The organism is Rhizobium sp. L51/94, assembly GCF_019355555.1.
GTDB lineage: Bacteria > Pseudomonadota > Alphaproteobacteria > Rhizobiales > Rhizobiaceae > Rhizobium > Rhizobium rhododendri.
Genome location: NZ_CP072141.1, coordinates 1,611,015 through 1,627,382 on the forward strand (window position 1 = coordinate 1,611,015; position 16,368 = coordinate 1,627,382).

14 protein-coding genes are annotated in these 16,368 nt (G+C 62.1%); 11 read left to right on the forward strand and 3 right to left on the reverse strand.

Features of this window, described 5'->3' with window-relative positions:
• Positions 1–5 precede the first annotated feature (5 nt).
• Positions 6–650, reverse strand: coding sequence for an antitoxin Xre/MbcA/ParS toxin-binding domain-containing protein (locus J5274_RS28750; protein ID WP_224128234.1), 645 nt, complete (start codon positions 648–650; stop codon positions 6–8).
• Positions 651–708: 58 nt separating this feature from the next.
• Between J5274_RS28750 and ileS the strand changes: the two genes are divergently transcribed.
• A complete protein-coding gene (ileS, locus tag J5274_RS07870) occupies positions 709–3,675 on the forward strand; it encodes an isoleucine--tRNA ligase (protein WP_142824108.1) in 2,967 nt (988 codons plus the stop codon).
• Positions 3,676–3,809: 134 nt separating this feature from the next.
• Positions 3,810–4,439: a hypothetical protein gene (locus tag J5274_RS07875; protein WP_142824109.1), complete on the forward strand. Its 630-nt coding sequence runs from the start codon at positions 3,810–3,812 to the stop codon at positions 4,437–4,439.
• A gap of 16 nt (positions 4,440–4,455) precedes the next feature.
• Here the strand turns inward: J5274_RS07875 and J5274_RS07880 are convergent, their stop codons facing one another.
• A complete protein-coding gene (locus tag J5274_RS07880; protein WP_142824110.1) occupies positions 4,456–4,911 on the reverse strand; it encodes a nucleoside deaminase in 456 nt (151 codons plus the stop codon).
• 85 nt (positions 4,912–4,996) lie between these two features.
• Here J5274_RS07880 and J5274_RS07885 point away from each other — a divergent pair, with 85 nt between their 5' ends.
• From J5274_RS07885 to J5274_RS07895, 3 genes are read left to right on the forward strand one after another with little or no spacing between them, the layout of a single operon-like run.
• A complete protein-coding gene (locus tag J5274_RS07885) occupies positions 4,997–7,111 on the forward strand; it encodes a pseudouridine synthase (RefSeq protein ID WP_142824111.1) in 2,115 nt (704 codons plus the stop codon).
• A 6-nt stretch (positions 7,112–7,117) separates the two neighbouring features.
• Complete coding sequence (gene rsmD, locus J5274_RS07890; protein ID WP_142824112.1) at positions 7,118–7,678, forward strand: 16S rRNA (guanine(966)-N(2))-methyltransferase RsmD; 561 nt, start codon at positions 7,118–7,120, stop codon at positions 7,676–7,678.
• A gap of 12 nt (positions 7,679–7,690) precedes the next feature.
• Positions 7,691–8,554, forward strand: a complete 864-nt coding sequence (locus J5274_RS07895) for a patatin-like phospholipase family protein (RefSeq protein WP_224128241.1) — start codon at positions 7,691–7,693, stop codon at positions 8,552–8,554.
• Here J5274_RS07895 and J5274_RS07900 read toward each other — a convergent pair.
• Entirely contained in the window at positions 8,551–10,356 is a 1,806-nt protein-coding gene (locus J5274_RS07900; protein WP_142824114.1) for a monovalent cation:proton antiporter-2 (CPA2) family protein, read from the reverse strand. The two genes, J5274_RS07895 and J5274_RS07900, sit on opposite strands and share 4 nt — an antisense overlap.
• Positions 10,357–10,475: 119 nt before the next feature.
• Here J5274_RS07900 and J5274_RS07905 point away from each other — a divergent pair, with 119 nt between their 5' ends.
• The 6 genes from J5274_RS07905 (at position 10,476) to lpxK (ending at position 16,367) form a co-directional block, all read left to right on the forward strand.
• On the forward strand, positions 10,476–11,822 hold the full coding sequence (locus J5274_RS07905; RefSeq protein ID WP_142824115.1) for a TldD/PmbA family protein: 1,347 nt from the start codon (positions 10,476–10,478) through the stop codon (positions 11,820–11,822).
• A 98-nt stretch (positions 11,823–11,920) separates the two neighbouring features.
• The gene (locus J5274_RS07910) at positions 11,921–12,730 is read left to right on the forward strand and encodes a 3'(2'),5'-bisphosphate nucleotidase CysQ (RefSeq protein ID WP_142824116.1); all 810 of its coding nucleotides are present in this window, start codon (positions 11,921–11,923) and stop codon (positions 12,728–12,730) included.
• Positions 12,731–12,789: 59 nt separating this feature from the next.
• Complete coding sequence (locus J5274_RS07915; protein WP_111217599.1) at positions 12,790–13,041, forward strand: DUF4170 domain-containing protein; 252 nt, start codon at positions 12,790–12,792, stop codon at positions 13,039–13,041.
• Between the two features lie 162 nt (positions 13,042–13,203).
• Entirely contained in the window at positions 13,204–14,523 is a 1,320-nt protein-coding gene (gene waaA, locus J5274_RS07920; protein ID WP_142824117.1) for a lipid IV(A) 3-deoxy-D-manno-octulosonic acid transferase, read from the forward strand.
• 25 nt (positions 14,524–14,548) lie between these two features.
• Complete coding sequence (locus J5274_RS07925; RefSeq protein WP_219274943.1) at positions 14,549–15,265, forward strand: HAD family hydrolase; 717 nt, start codon at positions 14,549–14,551, stop codon at positions 15,263–15,265.
• Positions 15,266–15,323: 58 nt separating this feature from the next.
• Positions 15,324–16,367, forward strand: a complete 1,044-nt coding sequence (gene lpxK, locus J5274_RS07930; protein WP_219274903.1) for a tetraacyldisaccharide 4'-kinase — start codon at positions 15,324–15,326, stop codon at positions 16,365–16,367.
• Position 16,368 lies beyond the last annotated feature (1 nt).

The window sequence follows — 16,368 nt, forward strand, 5'->3', positions numbered from 1 at the left end:
CGTCATCAGACATAAATGCCGTAGTCTATCTGATAAAGAGACGTCTCGACCAGACGGGCTCCGGTCTCCGATTCCAGCAGGTCGATCGGGGCGATCCCTTTCAGCGCGCGATTGGGATTGCGCAGCCATTGGTGGGCCTTGTCATGGTCGCCAAAAACCTTGTCTGCCAGCTCGCTGATACGCAATAGGCGCTGGGCGCTGTCGTTTTCGGCAAGCGTCAGAGGCTCGCCTTTCTCGACACGCCGCGCAAGCGTTCTGCGCGGTGCCACGAAACGATAGATCTCCTCCGTCGAGAAGCCATGCTCTCTGAGTTGACCGACTGCCTTCGCCTCGAACGAGGGCCAGGCATTGTCGGTCACCATTACAAGTGCCGCTTGTGTTGACCTGCCGCCGGCTATCGGAAAACTGTCTGCCATGGGAATGCTCCGTGCCATTTGCCAGTCATCATACGCGCAAATGGCCAAATCTTCAATCGTCGCTTTCGCCGCTGCCAACCTCTTCCTTTTCCCCCGAAAACCGCCTATGAACCGGCGGTAATGACCCAATTTTGGCTGGCAGTAGCGATACGAATTATAGGCCCGGCTTTCCGCGCGCATTAGCTGCCGGAAGGTCCGGGTTCTTGGCGCTTCCCCCAAGCGCTCCTCCGCCACCGAAAATTTCCCGATTGGATGCGCCCGCTTGGGGCTGCAAGAGACGATTGTCAGCACAATGACCGATACGCCCGAAAAGATCGACTATTCGAAGACCCTCTACCTCCCCGAGACCGAGTTCCCGATGCGCGCAGGCCTGCCGCAGAAGGAGCCGGAAATGGCGGCGAAATGGAAGCAGATGGGGCTCTACAAGAAGCTCCGCGCTTCTGCTGCCGGCCGCGAAAAGTTCGTCCTGCACGACGGCCCTCCCTATGCCAACGGCAACATCCATATCGGCCACGCGCTGAACAAGGTGCTGAAGGACGTCATCACCCGCTCGTTCCAGATGCGCGGCTTCGATGCGAACTACGTGCCCGGCTGGGATTGCCACGGCCTGCCTATCGAGTGGAAGATCGAGGAAAAATACCGCGAGAAGGGCAAGGACAAGAACGAGGTCCCGGTCAACGAATTCCGCCAGGAATGCCGCGACTTCGCGCAAGGCTGGATCGACATCCAGTCGGAAGAATTCCGCCGTCTGGGCATCGAGGGCGATTTCGACAATCCCTACACGACGATGGCCTTCCACTCGGAAGCCCGCATCGCCGGCGAACTGTTGAAGATCGCCAAGTCCGGCCAGCTCTACCGCGGTTCCAAGCCGATCATGTGGTCAGTGGTCGAGCGCACCGCGCTGGCCGAGGCCGAGGTCGAATACCACGAGGTCGAGAGCGACACGATCTGGGTGAAGTTCCCGGTGGTGAAGGTTGATTCAAGTTATACTTGGATCGACAAGAAGACGGGTGCCCAACCTCAAATCGACCTCGAAAAGTCGCCTCTCAAAGGAGCGTCGATTGTTATCTGGACAACGACGCCGTGGACCATTCCCGGAAACCGCGCGATCTCGTTCTCTTCGAAAATCAAATATGCCCTCTACGAAGTGACGGAAGCCGCTAACGATTTTGGGCCACAACCAGGCGAGAAGTTGATCTTTGCAGAAAGCCTAGCGCAAGCATGTGCGGAAAAAGCTAAGGTGAAGCTGTCGCAGATCACAGAACTTGATGGTTACGCAATGGGTAAGGCATTTACCTGCGCCCACCCGCTCGCAGACATGGGCTACACCTTCGATGTCCCCCTCATCGACGGCGACCACGTCACCGACGATGCCGGCACCGGTTTCGTGCACACCGCCCCGTCCCACGGCCGAGAAGACTTCGAGGCCTGGATGTCCAGCGTTCGCCAGCTCGAAGCCCGTGGGATCGATGTGAAAATCCCGTTCCCGGTCGACGATGCCGGCTTCTACACCGAGGATGCGTTCGGTTTCGGCCCCTCTGCCGAAGGTGGCGCTGCACGCGTGCTGGACGACAACGGCAAGAAGGGCGATGCCAACAAGCGTGTCATCGAGGCGCTGATCGCTGCCGGCAATCTCTTTGCCCGTGGCCGCATCAAGCACGATTACCCGCATTCCTGGCGTTCCAAGAAGCCGGTCATCTTCCGCAATACGCCGCAGTGGTTCGTCTACATGGACAAGCAGCTGGACGACGGCAAGACGCTGCGCATCCGCGCGCTGGAGGCCATCGACCAGACCCGCTTTGTGCCGGCAGGTGGCCAGAACCGGCTGCGTGCCATGATCGAGCAGCGTCCGGACTGGGTGCTGTCGCGCCAGCGCGCCTGGGGCGTGCCGATCTGCGTCTTTGCCGATGAAGAAGGCAACGTGCTGCTGGACGATGCCGTCAACGAGCGCATCCTCGCGGCCTTCGAAAAGGAAGGCGCCGACGCGTGGTTTGCCGAAGGTGCCAAGGATCGCTTCCTCGGCAACGAGCATGATGGCGAACGCTGGCAGATGGTCACCGATATCCTCGACGTCTGGTTCGACAGTGGCTGCACCCACACCTTTACACTGGAAGACCGCCCGGACCTGAAATGGCCGGCCGACGTCTATCTCGAAGGCTCCGACCAGCATCGCGGCTGGTTCCATTCGTCGCTGCTGGAAAGCTGCGCGACGCGTGGCCGCGCGCCCTACAACGCTGTCGTCACCCATGGCTTCACCATGGCCGAGGACGGTCGCAAGATGTCGAAGTCGCTCGGCAACACCGTCACCCCGCAGGAAGTCATGGGCCAGTCCGGCGCCGATATCCTGCGCCTCTGGGTGATGAACACGGACTATTGGGAGGATCAGCGTCTCGGCAAGACGATCATCCAGACCAACATCGACAGCTACCGCAAGATCCGCAACACGCTTCGCTGGATGCTGGGAACGCTGGCCCACGATCACGGTGACGAGATCGCCTATGCGGACCTGCCGGAACTCGAGCGGCTGATGCTCAACCGCCTGTCCGAACTGGATAAGGTGGTGCGAGGAGGCTACGACGAATTCGACTTCAAGCGCATCGTCCGCTCGCTGTCGGACTTCGCCAATGTAGAACTGTCGGCCTTCTATTTCGACATCCGCAAGGACGCGCTCTATTGCGATGCGCCGTCGAGCCCGAAACGCCGTGCGGCCCTCTATGTCATCCGCAAGCTGTTCGATTGCCTCGTCCTGTGGTTCGCGCCGATGATGCCGTTCACCACCGAGGAGGCATGGCTGTCGCGCGATCCCAATGCTGTCTCCGTGCATCTCGAGCAGTTTCCGACGATTCCCGGCGAATGGTCGAACGAGCCAGTTGCGGAAAAGTGGAAGAAGGTCCGCACTGTTCGTCGTGCCGTCACCGGCGCACTGGAGATCGAGCGTAAGGACAAGCGCATCGGCTCCTCGCTGGAAGCTGCCCCCGTCGTCCACGTCGGCGATCCCGAGCTTCTGGCGGCGCTGGAAGGTCTCGACTTCGCCGAGATCTGCATCACCTCGGATATTTCCGTCGTGGCAGGCGAGGGACCGGCAGAAGCCTTCCGGCTTGAGGACGGAACTAAGGTCGCCGTCGAGCAAAAACTTGCCGAAGGCGTCAAATGCGCCCGCTCGTGGAAAATCACCAAAGACGTCGGATCGGACCCGGCCTATCCCGATATTTCCGCCCGCGACGCAGCCGCAATGCACGAATTGGCGGCTTTGGCCTGAAGAAAATTACCGGATGAATTGCGTTAACCGCGTTCATCCGGTAAAAGCTGCCTGAAATTGGCCGAAGTTTTGCGCGAAGGGGCGTAGAACCGTGGTGGGCAATGAGTGCGCCGGCACGGCTGGGAAGGGTTTTCATGAAAGCGTTGCATAGGGTTCGTGTTGGCGTCTGCTTGGCTGCTTTGTTGGCAGGCTGCGGCGCGATGTCCGGCTGCATGAGCAGCCCGACCTACGGCACCGACAAGACATCGGGCGAACAGCTGTTCGATGACATCGCCGATATCGGCTCGATCTCGGCTGCGACGCCCAAGGAAAATGCCGTCAAGTATCCGCCTCGTCCGGGCCTCGTAGTGCCGCCGGCCAATGGCAGGTCGACCCTGACGCAGCCGCAGCAGTCGCTGGCCTCCTCTGACAATCCGAACTGGGTCGAATCGCCTGAAGACGCCCGCAAGCGTCTCGTTGCCGATGCAGACGCCAACAAAAATTCTGCCACATACCGTTCGCCGTTGGTCTATTCCGACAGCCACGCCAACCAGATGACGCAGGCGCAGCAGACCGCGGCCTATCGCGAGGCGCGCAAGCAGCAGGACGGTACCTACATCGATCAGCGCCGTTACCTGATCGACCCACCGGCGCAGTACCGCCAGGTTGCCGATCCGGCCGCCCTCAACGATCTCGGCACGCCGGAATCGAAGAAGGAAAAGAAGCGCCTGAAGGATGCCGAGGCAGCCCAGCAGACCAGCAGCTGGTGGAAGCCCTTCCAGTAAGCAACACCTGAGCGCGTTATTCGCCGCGCCGGGCTTGGAAAAATGCCTTGAGGATATCGCTGGCATCGCTTTCGGCGAGGCCTGAATAGACCTCCGGACTGTGATGGCATGTCGGCTGCGCAAAGAAGCGCACGCCGTTGTCGATGCCGCCGCCTTTCGGATCCTCCGCGCCATAGTAGAGCCTGCGGATGCGGGCGAACGAAATGGCCGCCGCACACATCGTGCAGGGCTCCAGCGTCACGTAGAGATCGGCATCGACCAGCCGTTCCTGGCCTAGCGTTGCGCTGGCAAGCCGGATCGCCACTATTTCGGCATGGGCAGTGACATCGTTCAATTCCCGGGTCCGGTTGCCCGCTATGGCGATGACGGTGTTGTCGAGAACCACCACGGCGCCGATCGGCACTTCGCCACGCTGTCCGGCGGCGCGCGCTTCATCCAGCGCCAGCGCCATGAAATGATTTGTCCTCGCCATCAAGATTTTCCACTTAACCGAAGCGGCGTGACCTGATAGGACACGCCAAAGACCAATTTGGTCTAAAAACTCAGGCAAACATCAAATGACATTCAATGACAAGCCCAAGCGGCCTGGGTCCAAGCCCTTTCTTCGCGATAAGCCGATGCCGAAGCGCGAAGACACCAATGCTGCAAAACCTGCGCCGTCGAAGCTGACCAAGGCGAATATCCCGGATGACGCCGAGCGTATCTCCAAGGTGATGGCACGCGTCGGCGTCGCCTCCCGCCGCGATATCGAGCGGATGATCATGGAAGGCCGCGTCAAGCTGAACGGCGTGCAGCTCGACAGCCCGGTCATCAACGTCACGCTGACGGACAAGATCGAAGTCGATGGCGTGCCGATCCGTGGTATCGAGCGCACCCGTCTGTGGCTCTACCACAAGCCTGCCGGCCTGGTGACCACCAATGCCGATCCGGAAGGCCGCGATACCGTATTCGACAACCTGCCGGACGACCTGCCGCGCGTCATGTCGATCGGCCGCCTAGACATCAACACAGAAGGCTTGTTGCTGCTGACCAACGACGGCGGCCTTGCCCGCGTGCTGGAATTGCCGACCACCGGCTGGCTGCGTCGCTACCGCGTTCGCGCCCATGGCGAGATCGACCAGGATGCGCTCGACAAGCTGAAAGAAGGCATCGCCGTCGATGGCGTGCTCTATGGCTCTATCGAGGCAACGCTCGACAAGGTGCAGGGCTCCAACGTCTGGATCACCATGGGTCTTCGCGAAGGCAAGAACCGCGAAATCAAGAACGTCCTCGGCGCGCTCGGCCTCGAGGTTAATCGCCTGATCCGCATTTCCTACGGCCCGTTCCAGCTCGGCGACCTGCCGGAAGGCCAAGCCGTAGAAGTCCGTGGTCGAACGCTCCGCGACCAGCTCGGTCCACGCCTCGTCGAAGACGCCAAGGCGAATTTCGATGCGCCGATCTACAACGTGAGCGGTGGCGACGCAGCTGACGACGACGAAGCGCCCGCCGCCCGTCCGCAGCAGCGCGATGACTGGGTCAAGCGCGAAAAGTCCAGCGACAAGCGCGCTCCCGCCCGTGGCCATCTCGATACCAAGCGCGAGGACAGCAAGGGCGGTGCCCGTGGCAAGGACGACGACCGTCCGAAGCGCGCACCGATGACGACGCCGCGCCGCAGCGCCAATGTCTGGATGGCGCCCGGCGCCCGTCCTCTTGGCGAGAAGGCAGCTGAAAAGGTTGCCAAGAATCTCGAAAGATATGGCCCTTCGACCCGTGGCCCGCGCGTGCGCCCCGGCTCCGAGCGCCCGGATGAAGGTCCGCGCGTCCGTGTCAGTCGCGTCAGCGACAGCGAAGGAGAGTGGATCCGCGCCACTGACGATTCCGACGATGCCAAGGGCAAGGGCGGCGGTTTCGGCCGCAAGAGCGCCGGCGGCGACCGTCCGCCACGCGGCGACAAACCGTTTGGCGACCGTGCCCCGCGCGGCGACCGGCCCCAGGGTGCAAAGTCCTTCGGTGATCGTCCGGCCCGCAGCGACAAGCCATTCGGCGATCGTGCTCCGCGTGCCGAGAAGCCGTTCAGCGACCGCCCGCGTGGCCCGAGCCGCCCGCGTACCGAGGGCGAGGATCGCCCACGGACCAGCTCTTTCCGCAGTGACAGCCGCTCGGATGCCCCTCGTGGCGATCGTCCCTCCGGCGACCGGCCACCGCGCGGTGATCGTCCACAAAGCGATCGTCCTCGTGGCGACCGGCCCGAGCGCGCCCGTCCGCAGGGCGACCGCCCTTATTCCGGCAGGCCGCGCACTGAAGGCGAGGATCGTCCCCGTGCAAAGCCGTTCCGCTCCGACGCTCCGCGTGGCGATCGTCCTGTCCGCAGCGAACGTCCGCAGGGCGAACGTTCATTTGGTGACAAGCCGAGAAGCGACCGCCCGACACGGTCCTTCGATGGCGACCAGCGGTCCGAGCGTCCGGCAAGGACTGAACGTCCCTCCGGTGAGCGCTCGTATGGCGACAAGCCGGCCGGTGCAAAGCCCGCAGGCCGTCCTTATACAGGCAAGCCAGCCGGTAAATCCTTCGGTGGCAAGCCAGCGGGCAAGCCGGGTGCAAAGAGCTTTTCCGGCAAGCCACGCGACGGTGCCGGCAGCGGTCGTCCGGCAGGGGGTGCCCCAAGGGGTGGTCCGAAGGGCAAGAGAGGCTAACGGACGGTGAGGATTGTCGGCGGAGAGTTTCGCGGTCGGTCTCTAGCCGTGCCCAAGTCCAATGCGATCCGGCCAACGGCTGACCGGACGCGGGAGAGCCTGTTCAATATCCTCAGCCACGCCTATCCCGAGGCGATCGACGCGACGCGCATGATGGACCTCTTCGCCGGCACCGGCGCGGTCGGCCTCGAGGGCGCCTCGCGCGGCTGCCGCCACGTGCTGTTTGTCGAAAGCAGCGTCGAGGGCCGTGGCCTTCTCTGGGAAAATATCGATGCGCTCGGCCTGCACGGCCGGACGCGCATGCTGCGTCGCGACGCCACCGATCTCGGCAGCGTCGGCAATCTCGAGCCGTTCGACTTCCTGTTCGCGGATCCACCTTATGGCCACGGCCTCGGCGAGAAAGCCTTCGCGGCGGCAGCCGATGGCGGTTGGCTGGTGCCGGGCGCCCTTGCGATCCTCGAAGAGCGTGCCGATATCGTCGTCAACGCTCCTGCAGATTACGTATTGCTGGAGGTCAGAACCTTTGGCGACAGCAAGATGCACTTTTTCCGCTACCAGCCGGCTTGAGTTATGAACACGATGACCAGACTGGGTGATGAGATCACCGACACCGCCTACAGATCGTCGCAGCCATCCGTGGCCGTCTCCTTCGGCGGTGGCGGTGCGCGTGGGCTTGCCCATATCCACATCATCGAGGCGCTGGACGAACTCGGCATCCGGCCGGTCGCCATTTCCGGCTCGTCGATCGGCGCGATCATGGGTGCAGGCATGGCGTCTGGCATGAGCGGGCTCGAGATCCGCGACCACGCTCTCTCCAGCATCGGCAACAAGAAGGCTGTCGCCAACCGGATCTGGGGTCTCAGGCCGAAGTCGGTACGCGGCCTGAAGATCGGACAGTTCGATCTCGAGCGTGTGCTGCGGGCCTTTTTGCCGCATCAGGTGCCGGATAGTTTCGACGGTCTGCGCATTCCGATGAAGGTGATCGCTACCGATTATTATGGCCAGGCCGAGGTGGTCATCGAAGATGGCGATCTTATCGAGGCGCTAGCCGCTTCCGCCGCCATTCCGGCCGTTTTCATGCCCGTGCGGCGAAACGACCGCGTCATGATCGACGGCGGCATTATCAATCCGGTGCCTTACGAACATCTGATGGATCTTGCCGATATCGTCATCGGCGTCGATGTTGTCGGCGCGCCGGATGGCGACGGTACCCATGTGCCGAACCGCATGGAAAGCCTGTTCGGCAGCGGCCAGTTGATGATGCAGACGGCGATTGCCCTGAAGCTCCGCCTGCGTCCGCCGCAGATCTTCCTCTGCCCAGCAGTCGGGCGCATCGGCGTCATGGATTTCCTGAAAGCTCGCGAAATCCTCGCCATGTCCGTCGGCATCAAGGACGAGCTGAAATATGCGCTCGATGAGATCCTGACCGCACGCCAGACCTAGAGACTCGCTGGCTCCGACAGATCGTCGCTGGCATCGATGACTTCGACCGACCGCTTTGGCTTGATCAGCGGTTCCGGCTTGACCGGCTTCGAAAACAGCATGTCGGCACCTGCCTGCGGACCTTCCGTCGTCTGCAGAATCAGTCGCTGCTCGTCGCGCCTGCGGATATCTTCCTGGATCGCCATTGCCTCCGCTTCACCGACTCCGAGTTCCTCGAGGGTCCGCCGGCCGAACAATAGGCCTGATTCCAGCGTTTCACGCAGCTCGTAATCGACGCCCACTTTTCGCAGCGCGATGGAGTGGATGCGGTCGTAGCTGCGCACGAAAATCCGGGCATGGGAATATTCAGCCTGCACCAGTTCGACGATCTTGTCGGTGATTTCCCGCGTGTGGGTGCAGATGACCACGATCTTGGCGCGGTCTATGCCGGCGGAGCGCAGAACGTCCTTGCGGGTTCCATCGCCGAAATAGATGCGAAAACCAAAGGACGACGCCTGCCGGATGCGGTCGGCGGAAAAGTCGATCACCGTCACCTCGCGGCCTCCGGCAAGCAGGATCTGTGCGGCGATCTGGCCGAAGCGCGAAAAACCGATCATCAGCACGTCGGCGCCGGCGCCCTCGAAATTCTCGTCGATCTCTTCATGCGCATCGCCTGACATCAGTCGCTTCGAGAGCGCCACGGCAAGCGGCGTCAGCGCCATCGACAGCGTGACGATGGCGATCAGCAACGAGGCAGTGCTGTCGGAAAGCAATCCGCCGGTGGACGCGGCGGTGCTGAACAGAACGAAGCCGAATTCGCCGCCCTGGGGCAGCAGCAGGGCGATGCGGATGGCGTCGTTATGCGACGAGCCCGATATCCGGCAGAGGGCATAGATGACCAGCGCCTTGATTGCCAGCAACACCGGCACGGCCATGAGGATGAAAAATGCGTGATCGTAAATCACCTGAAGCTGCAGCGACAGGCCGACGGCAATGAAGAAAATCGCCAGCAGCACGCCGCGAAACGGTTCAATATCGGCCTCCAGCTCGTGCCTGTACGAGGATTCTGCCAGCATCACCCCGGAGAGGAAAGCGCCCATTGCCATCGACAGCCCCGCCATTTGCATCAGCGTGGCCGAGCCGAGCACGACAAACAGTGCTGCTGCAATCATTGCCTCGCGGGCGCCGGTCCGGCCGATCACCTGGAACAGCGGCGTCAGCAGGTAGCGGCCGACCACGATCATGCCGGCTACCGCGCCTATGGCGATGGCAAGATCGGTCAGGGGATGGGCTTCCTGTTTCGGCCCGTCGAGCACAGTGATCAGTGCCAGCAGCGGTACGATTGCGAGATCCTGGAACAGCAGCATCGAGAAGGATCGCTGGCCGTAACGGGTGTTGATGTCGCTCTGGTCGTCAAGGATCTGCATCGCGAAGGCGGTGGACGACAGCGCCAGGCCGAAGCCGGCAATGACGCTGCCGCGCCAGTCGACCATGCCCGTAAGCCATGCGGCGAGCGTAAGGGCCATGCCGGTGAAAATGACCTGGGCGCTTCCGAGGCCGAAGATATCCCTGCGCATCTGCCAGAGCCTGGTCGGCTTCAGTTCGAGGCCGATGATGAACAGCAGGAATACGACGCCAAGCTCGGCTACGCCGAGAACAGCTTCGCCGTCGCTTATGCCGTGCAATACGGGGCCGATGACGACGCCGGCCGCCAGGTAGCCGAGCACCGTGCCCAGACCGAGCTTCTTGAAGATCGGTGCTGTAACGACGGTGCCGCCGAGCAGCAACAGCGTTTCGGTGAAGAAGGCGTTGGGGGCTGACATGGTCTGTATCTTTCCGTAGGTAGGCAGTGCATATGCTGTCGAGCCCCAAGAATCGACACGCTCGGCCTTGATGCTTTCGGTACTGCACAATAAATGGAAGACGAAGGAAAGGCCAACTCATGTCCTCTGAAATCGATTCCGCAACACTACTTTCCCGCGCCAGCCAGCTGATAGATCTCGCCCGCAAGGCCGGTGCCGATGCCGCCGATGCGGTCGTCGTGCGTTCCCGGTCGCAATCGGTGAGTGTACGCCTCGGTAAGGTCGAGGGCACAGAGTCCTCCGAAAGCGATGACTTCTCGCTGCGCGTCTTCGTCGGCAACCGGGTCGCCAACGTTTCGGCCAATCCGGGTTTCGATCTTCAGGTCCTGGCTGAACGCGCCGTTGCCATGGCGAAGGTGTCTCCGGAGGATCCGTTTGCGTGTCTCGCGGACGACGACAAGCTGGCCCGCAACTACCCAGATCTCGATCTCTATGACCCGACCGAAGTCTCCACCGACCAGCTGCGTGAAGCCGCGCTGGCGATGGAGGAGGCAGGTCTTGCCGTCAAGGGCGTCAGCAAGTCCTCCGGCTCCGGCGCATCGGCCGGCATGGGCGGCATGGTGCTGGTGACCTCCCGCGGCTTCGAAGGTGCCTACATGGGCTCGCGGTTCGGCCGATCCGTCAGCGTTATCGCCGGCGAAGGCACGGGCATGGAGCGCGACTACGATTTCGACAGCCGTCTCTACTTTGCCGATCTGGATTCCGCCGAGGACATCGGCCGCCGCGCCGGAGAGCGGGTGGTCAAGCGCATCAATCCGCGCCAGGTGCCGACCGGTAAGAATGTCACCGTGGTCTTCGACCCCCGCGTCGCCCGCAGCTTCGTCGGACACATCGGCGGCGCCATCAACGGCTCCTCGGTCGCCCGCAAGTCGAGCTTCCTGCGCGACAAGATGGGCCAGCAGGTGCTGAAATCCGGAATGTACATCACCGACGATCCACTCATCGTGCGCGGCTCTGCCTCGCGTCCCTTCGATGGCGAAGGTGTCAGCGGCCAGCGTCTGGTGATGATCGAGGATGGCGTGCTCAAGCATTGGTTCCTGTCGACATCGACCGGTCGGGAGATCGGCATGCCGACCAACGGCCGTGGCGTTCGCGGCGGCACAACGGTTACGCCATCATCCACCAATCTTGCGCTAGAGCCCGGCGAGATGTCGCCGGAAGAGCTGATCAAGAGCGTCAAGGACGGGTTCTACGTCACCGAACTGATCGGCCAGGGCGTCAACATGATCACCGGCGAATACAGCCGTGGCGCAACAGGTTTCTGGATCGAGAACGGCGAGCTGACATTTGCAGTGTCGGAGGTGACCATTGCCTCCAATCTCAAGGACATGTTCATGCGCTTCACGCCGGCCAACGATATCGACCGGAGCTTCAGCACAGCAGCGCCGACCATAGCCATCGAAGGCATGACGCTGGCCGGCCTCTAGAGTGCCTGCGTTTGGAAGTGCATAAAAACAAAGAGATAGAGCATTTTTGCGTTTCCGTGAAACGCTGAGATGCCCTAGGCCGATACGGGAACCAAATCATGGCCGAGAGCGCAACGTTCAGCTGGGAAAGCGACCTGGAGCTGATTGTCCAGGCGGCCAAGGAGGCCGGCGAAGTGGCGCTCGGCTTCTTCCGGCAGTCTCCGGAAGTCTGGTGGAAAAATGGCGGGCAATCGCCTGTCAGCGCCGCAGACTATGCCGCCAACGATGCGCTCTCCAGAGTGCTGCAGGCAGCCCGTCCTGACTACGGCTGGCTCTCCGAAGAGACAGACGACGCATCCGACCGCCTCCAGCGCCGCACGTTGTTCGTCGTCGATCCGATAGACGGGACGCGCGGGTTTCTGGCTGGCTCGGAGATCTGGTGCATCAGTGTCGCTGTCGTCACCGACGGGCGCCCTGTTGCCGGCGTTCTATTCGCGCCAGCGCTCCGCGAACTCTATGTCGCGGGGCGCGAAGGGCCTGCGCTCAAGAACGGCAATATACTCAAGGTGTCCGAGCCAAGAGCCGGCGATGTCCATCGGCTGGCAACTGCCGAAGACATGATTGCCGGCTTTGGCGCGGCGTTCCGCAGCACCGTCCAGCGCGTCAAGCACATCCCATCGCTTGCCTACCGCCTCGCCATGGTGGCCGACGGAAGGCTGGAAGGTACGTTGGTCAAGCGCGATTCCCATGACTGGGATCTGGCTGCAGCCGACCTGATCCTGCAGCGTGCCGGGGGGCAGCTTGTCGACCTTGCCGGCGACCTGCTTGTCTACAACAAGGCCGTGGTCAAGCATGCCGAACTTTGTGGTGCCGGAGAGGCCCTGATGCCGGAATTCCTGCATCAGCTTGCCTCCCGACGAGACGGTTGACCTTTCACCCAAAATCGCTCAGATGAGCGTTGGGGGAGCGATAGGAAAGAAAGACAGATATGACTGACTCCAGCGCTAAAAAGCAGCTTTTGCATCTCGTTTTCGGCGGCGAACTCGAAAATCTCAACGACGTGAATTTCCGTGATCTGAGCGGCCTCGACATCGTCGGTATTTTCCCCGATTATGCCAGCGCGCACATGGCCTGGAAGGCCAAGGCTCAGCAGACTGTCGATAACGCTCATATGCGCTATTTCATCGTTCACATGCATCGCCTGCTCGATCCGCAGGATTCAGCCTCTCCCAAAGGCTGATTGCGGAAACCATTGATACAGCCGTGATTGTCGCGGGTCGGTCATAAATTTGCCAAGCATCTGGTTTTACTGCTCTTTTCGAGCTAAAACTTTATTTAGTCCAGTCGCAACAGTTTGGGTTTTGGCATTGATGACGATCACCACGGATCGGAGGCTTCTGCGATGAGCAGCTTTAGGGCGCGTATGGCGCTGAAAGCCTATCGTCTCGGTGGCGTCGCGATCTCGCCACTGATGACGCCCTACCTTGCTCTGCGTGCGACCAACGGCAAGGAAGACAAGGCAAGGCGTGGCGAGCGCTTCGGCTATGCCAGCGCCAACCGGCCGCAGGGTCCTCTGATCTGGTTCCATGCCGCAAGCGTTGGCGAGACCTCGGCCGTCGTGCCACTGATCCGCGAAATCCGCCAGCGAAACATCCACGTGCTGTTGACGACAGGCACAATGACGTCGGCGCAGGTGACCCGCGAGCGTCTCGGCAATGATGTCATCCACCAGTATGTCCCGCTCGACCTGAAGCCTGCCGTCGCCCGCTTCCTCGACTACTGGCAGCCAGATTGCAGTATCATCGCCGAATCCGAGATCTGGCCGACGACGATCGGCGAACTCGTGGCGCGGCGTATCCCGCAGATCCTCGTCAATGCCCGCATGTCGGACAAGTCCTTCAGCCGCTGGCAGCGCCATCCGTCGCTGGCTGCAGCACTGCTGGAAAATATGGCGCTTGTTCTGGCGCAATCGGATGTCGATGCGGAGCGTTTTCGCGACCTCGGTGCGCTGCAGGTGAGCACCTCCGGCAACCTCAAGGTCGATACCGACGCACCGCCCTATGACGCGGCGGTGCTGGCCGATTACATGCGGCAACTCGGCACCCGCAAGACCTGGGCTGCCGTCTCGACCTTTGAGGGCGAGGAGAATGCTGCCGCCGTCGTCCACCGCACCCTCAAGGCGCGCGACGATCTGCTGACGATCCTCGTCCCCCGCCATCCCGAACGCTGCGACGATATCGAGAAGATGCTGCTGGCACAGGGGCTGAAGGTCGCCCGCCGGACCCGCAACGATCCGCTGACTGCAGATGTCGACGTGTTCCTCGGCGACACCATCGGCGAAATGGGCCTTTACCTTCGGATGACCGAGGTGGCATTCGTCGGCCGCTCGCTGTTCGAGAACAAGGGTGGCCAGAACCCGATCGAACCGGCAATGATGGGCTGTGCGATCCTGACAGGCGGCCACGTGCAGAATTTTCGCGAGTCCTACCAGAGGCTTGCGCGCAGCGGCAGCGCCCGCATGGTCCGCGACACAGAAATGCTGGCCAAGGGCGTCCATTACCTTTTGACCAACGACACTGCCCGCGCCACCATGATCGAGGCCGGATTTACGGCGGTGCACGAGATGCGCGGCGCCCTGACGGCGACGATCAAGGGGCTGGAGCCCTATATCAATCCACTGACGCTGAAAGCCCGGCTGTTGCCGAAGGCCGCGCAGGCTTGAGGACTTCCTGGTGACTGACGAACGACTGGCCGCCATCCGGGGCATCCTTTTCGACAAGGACGGCACGCTGCTCGACTACAACAAGAGCTGGTTGCCGGTGAACCGGCAACTGGCGAAGATCGCCGCCGGAGGCGAGGCGGCGCTGGCGGACCGGTTGCTGCTTGCCTGCGGCATGGACCCGGTGTCCGGCCACGTCGTTCCGGACAGCCTGCTGGCAGCCGGCAACACCCGCCAGATTGCCGAAGGGCTGGTCACTGCGGGCTCGACTCTCGACATCGATGATCTCACGCTCCAACTGGACGACCTGTTTTCAGGCGCCGCGCAGTTTGCCGTTCCGGTCACGGATCTCGGAGCCTTCTTCGGTCGCCTGAAGGCAAGGGGATACCGTCTCGGCGTCGCCTCCAGCGACAACCAGACTTCCATCCGCGAAACTGCCCGGCATTTCCGGTTTCTCGACTGCCTCGATTTCATTGCCGGCTATGACAGCGGGTTCGGCGTCAAGCCTGAGCCCGGCATGGTGCTTGGCTTCTGCGAGGCCACAGGCCTGTCTCCGGGCGATGTAGCCATGGTCGGCGATAACAATCACGATCTCCACATGGGACGTAACGCCAGCGTCGGGCTCACCATCGGCGTCCTGACCGGCACCGGTTCGCCGGAAAGCCTTGCCGCCGCCGCAGACTATTGCCTCGATGACATCACCGGGCTCGAGCCGCTTCTGCCCGACGCCCTGATGTTGCGCTAACTGCTTGCATTCAAGCGCAAACTGCCGTCTCTTTGCCGATAATCGAACAGGGGATCACATGGTATCGGAAGCACCGCCATTCTGGTGGACGAAGCCCGATTGGCGCGCGCGCCTGCTCTGGCCGGTGTCGTACCTCTATGGCCGCATCGCCGGCAAGCGCATGGCCAATGGCCGGCGAGCTTCCGTTCCGGTTCCAGTCATCTGCGTCGGCAATTTCACGGTCGGGGGCGCCGGCAAGACGCCGACTGCGCTTGCTCTGGCCCGTCAGGCAAAGGAAAAGGGGCTGAAACCCGGTTTCCTCAGTCGTGGCTATGGCGGCTCGGCGCGTGGCATCACCGTCGTCGACCCGGATAAACACACGGCTGTGGTAGTCGGCGATGAGCCGCTGCTTCTTGCGCGCGAAGCCCTGACGGTGATTTCACGGCGACGCATCGAAGGGGCCCGTCGCCTGGTCGAAGAGGGCGCCGATCTCATCATCATGGATGACGGCTTCCAGAGCGCCCAACTCGCCATCGACTATGCGCTGCTGGTGATCGATGCCAACAGCGGCATCGGTAACGGTCATATCGTACCCGGAGGACCGTTGCGCGCGCCCCTCGGCGAACAGCTCCGGCATACGTCCGGACTGCTCAAGGTTGGCAGCGGCAAGGCTGCCGATGCGGTGGTGCGGATGGCAGCTCGCGCCGGCAAGCCGTTTTTCACCGCCGTCCTGAAGGTGCGGGGGCAGGAGGGTCTGGCCGGCCAGAGCGTACTGGCCTTCGCCGGTATCGCCGACCCGCAGAAGTTTTTCCGTACCGTGGAATCCACCGGTGCCACAATCGTCGTCCATCGGCCTTTCGGCGACCACCAGCACCTCAGCGATGCGGCAATTGCCGATGTTCTCGACACGGCAAGACGCCACGACCTGAAGATCGTCACTACCTCAAAGGATTATGTGCGTTTGCTTGGCAGACCGGGCGCTGCGCAACAACTGGTTGCCGAGAGCCTTGTCATCGAGGTTGAGATGACCTTTTCGGACCACCGCGCTACGGATCTCATCATCGACAACGCCTTCGCAGCCTGCCGTAACCGGAGGCTCGCGAAAGGCACGTCCGGCACCTAGG

Coding starts and splice junctions, on each gene's coding strand:
- ileS (WP_142824108.1), top strand. CDS start 709: ATGACCGATACGCCCGAAAAGATCGACTATTCGAAGACCCTCTACCTC.
- J5274_RS07875 (WP_142824109.1), top strand. CDS start 3,810: ATGAAAGCGTTGCATAGGGTTCGTGTTGGCGTCTGCTTGGCTGCTTTG.
- J5274_RS07880 (WP_142824110.1), bottom strand. CDS start 4,911: ATGGCGAGGACAAATCATTTCATGGCGCTGGCGCTGGATGAAGCGCGC.
- J5274_RS07885 (WP_142824111.1), top strand. CDS start 4,997: ATGACATTCAATGACAAGCCCAAGCGGCCTGGGTCCAAGCCCTTTCTT.
- J5274_RS07895 (WP_224128241.1), top strand. CDS start 7,691: ATGACCAGACTGGGTGATGAGATCACCGACACCGCCTACAGATCGTCG.
- J5274_RS07900 (WP_142824114.1), bottom strand. CDS start 10,356: ATGTCAGCCCCCAACGCCTTCTTCACCGAAACGCTGTTGCTGCTCGGC.
- J5274_RS07905 (WP_142824115.1), top strand. CDS start 10,476: ATGTCCTCTGAAATCGATTCCGCAACACTACTTTCCCGCGCCAGCCAG.
- J5274_RS07910 (WP_142824116.1), top strand. CDS start 11,921: ATGGCCGAGAGCGCAACGTTCAGCTGGGAAAGCGACCTGGAGCTGATT.
- J5274_RS07915 (WP_111217599.1), top strand. CDS start 12,790: ATGACTGACTCCAGCGCTAAAAAGCAGCTTTTGCATCTCGTTTTCGGC.
- waaA (WP_142824117.1), top strand. CDS start 13,204: ATGAGCAGCTTTAGGGCGCGTATGGCGCTGAAAGCCTATCGTCTCGGT.
- lpxK (WP_219274903.1), top strand. CDS start 15,324: ATGGTATCGGAAGCACCGCCATTCTGGTGGACGAAGCCCGATTGGCGC.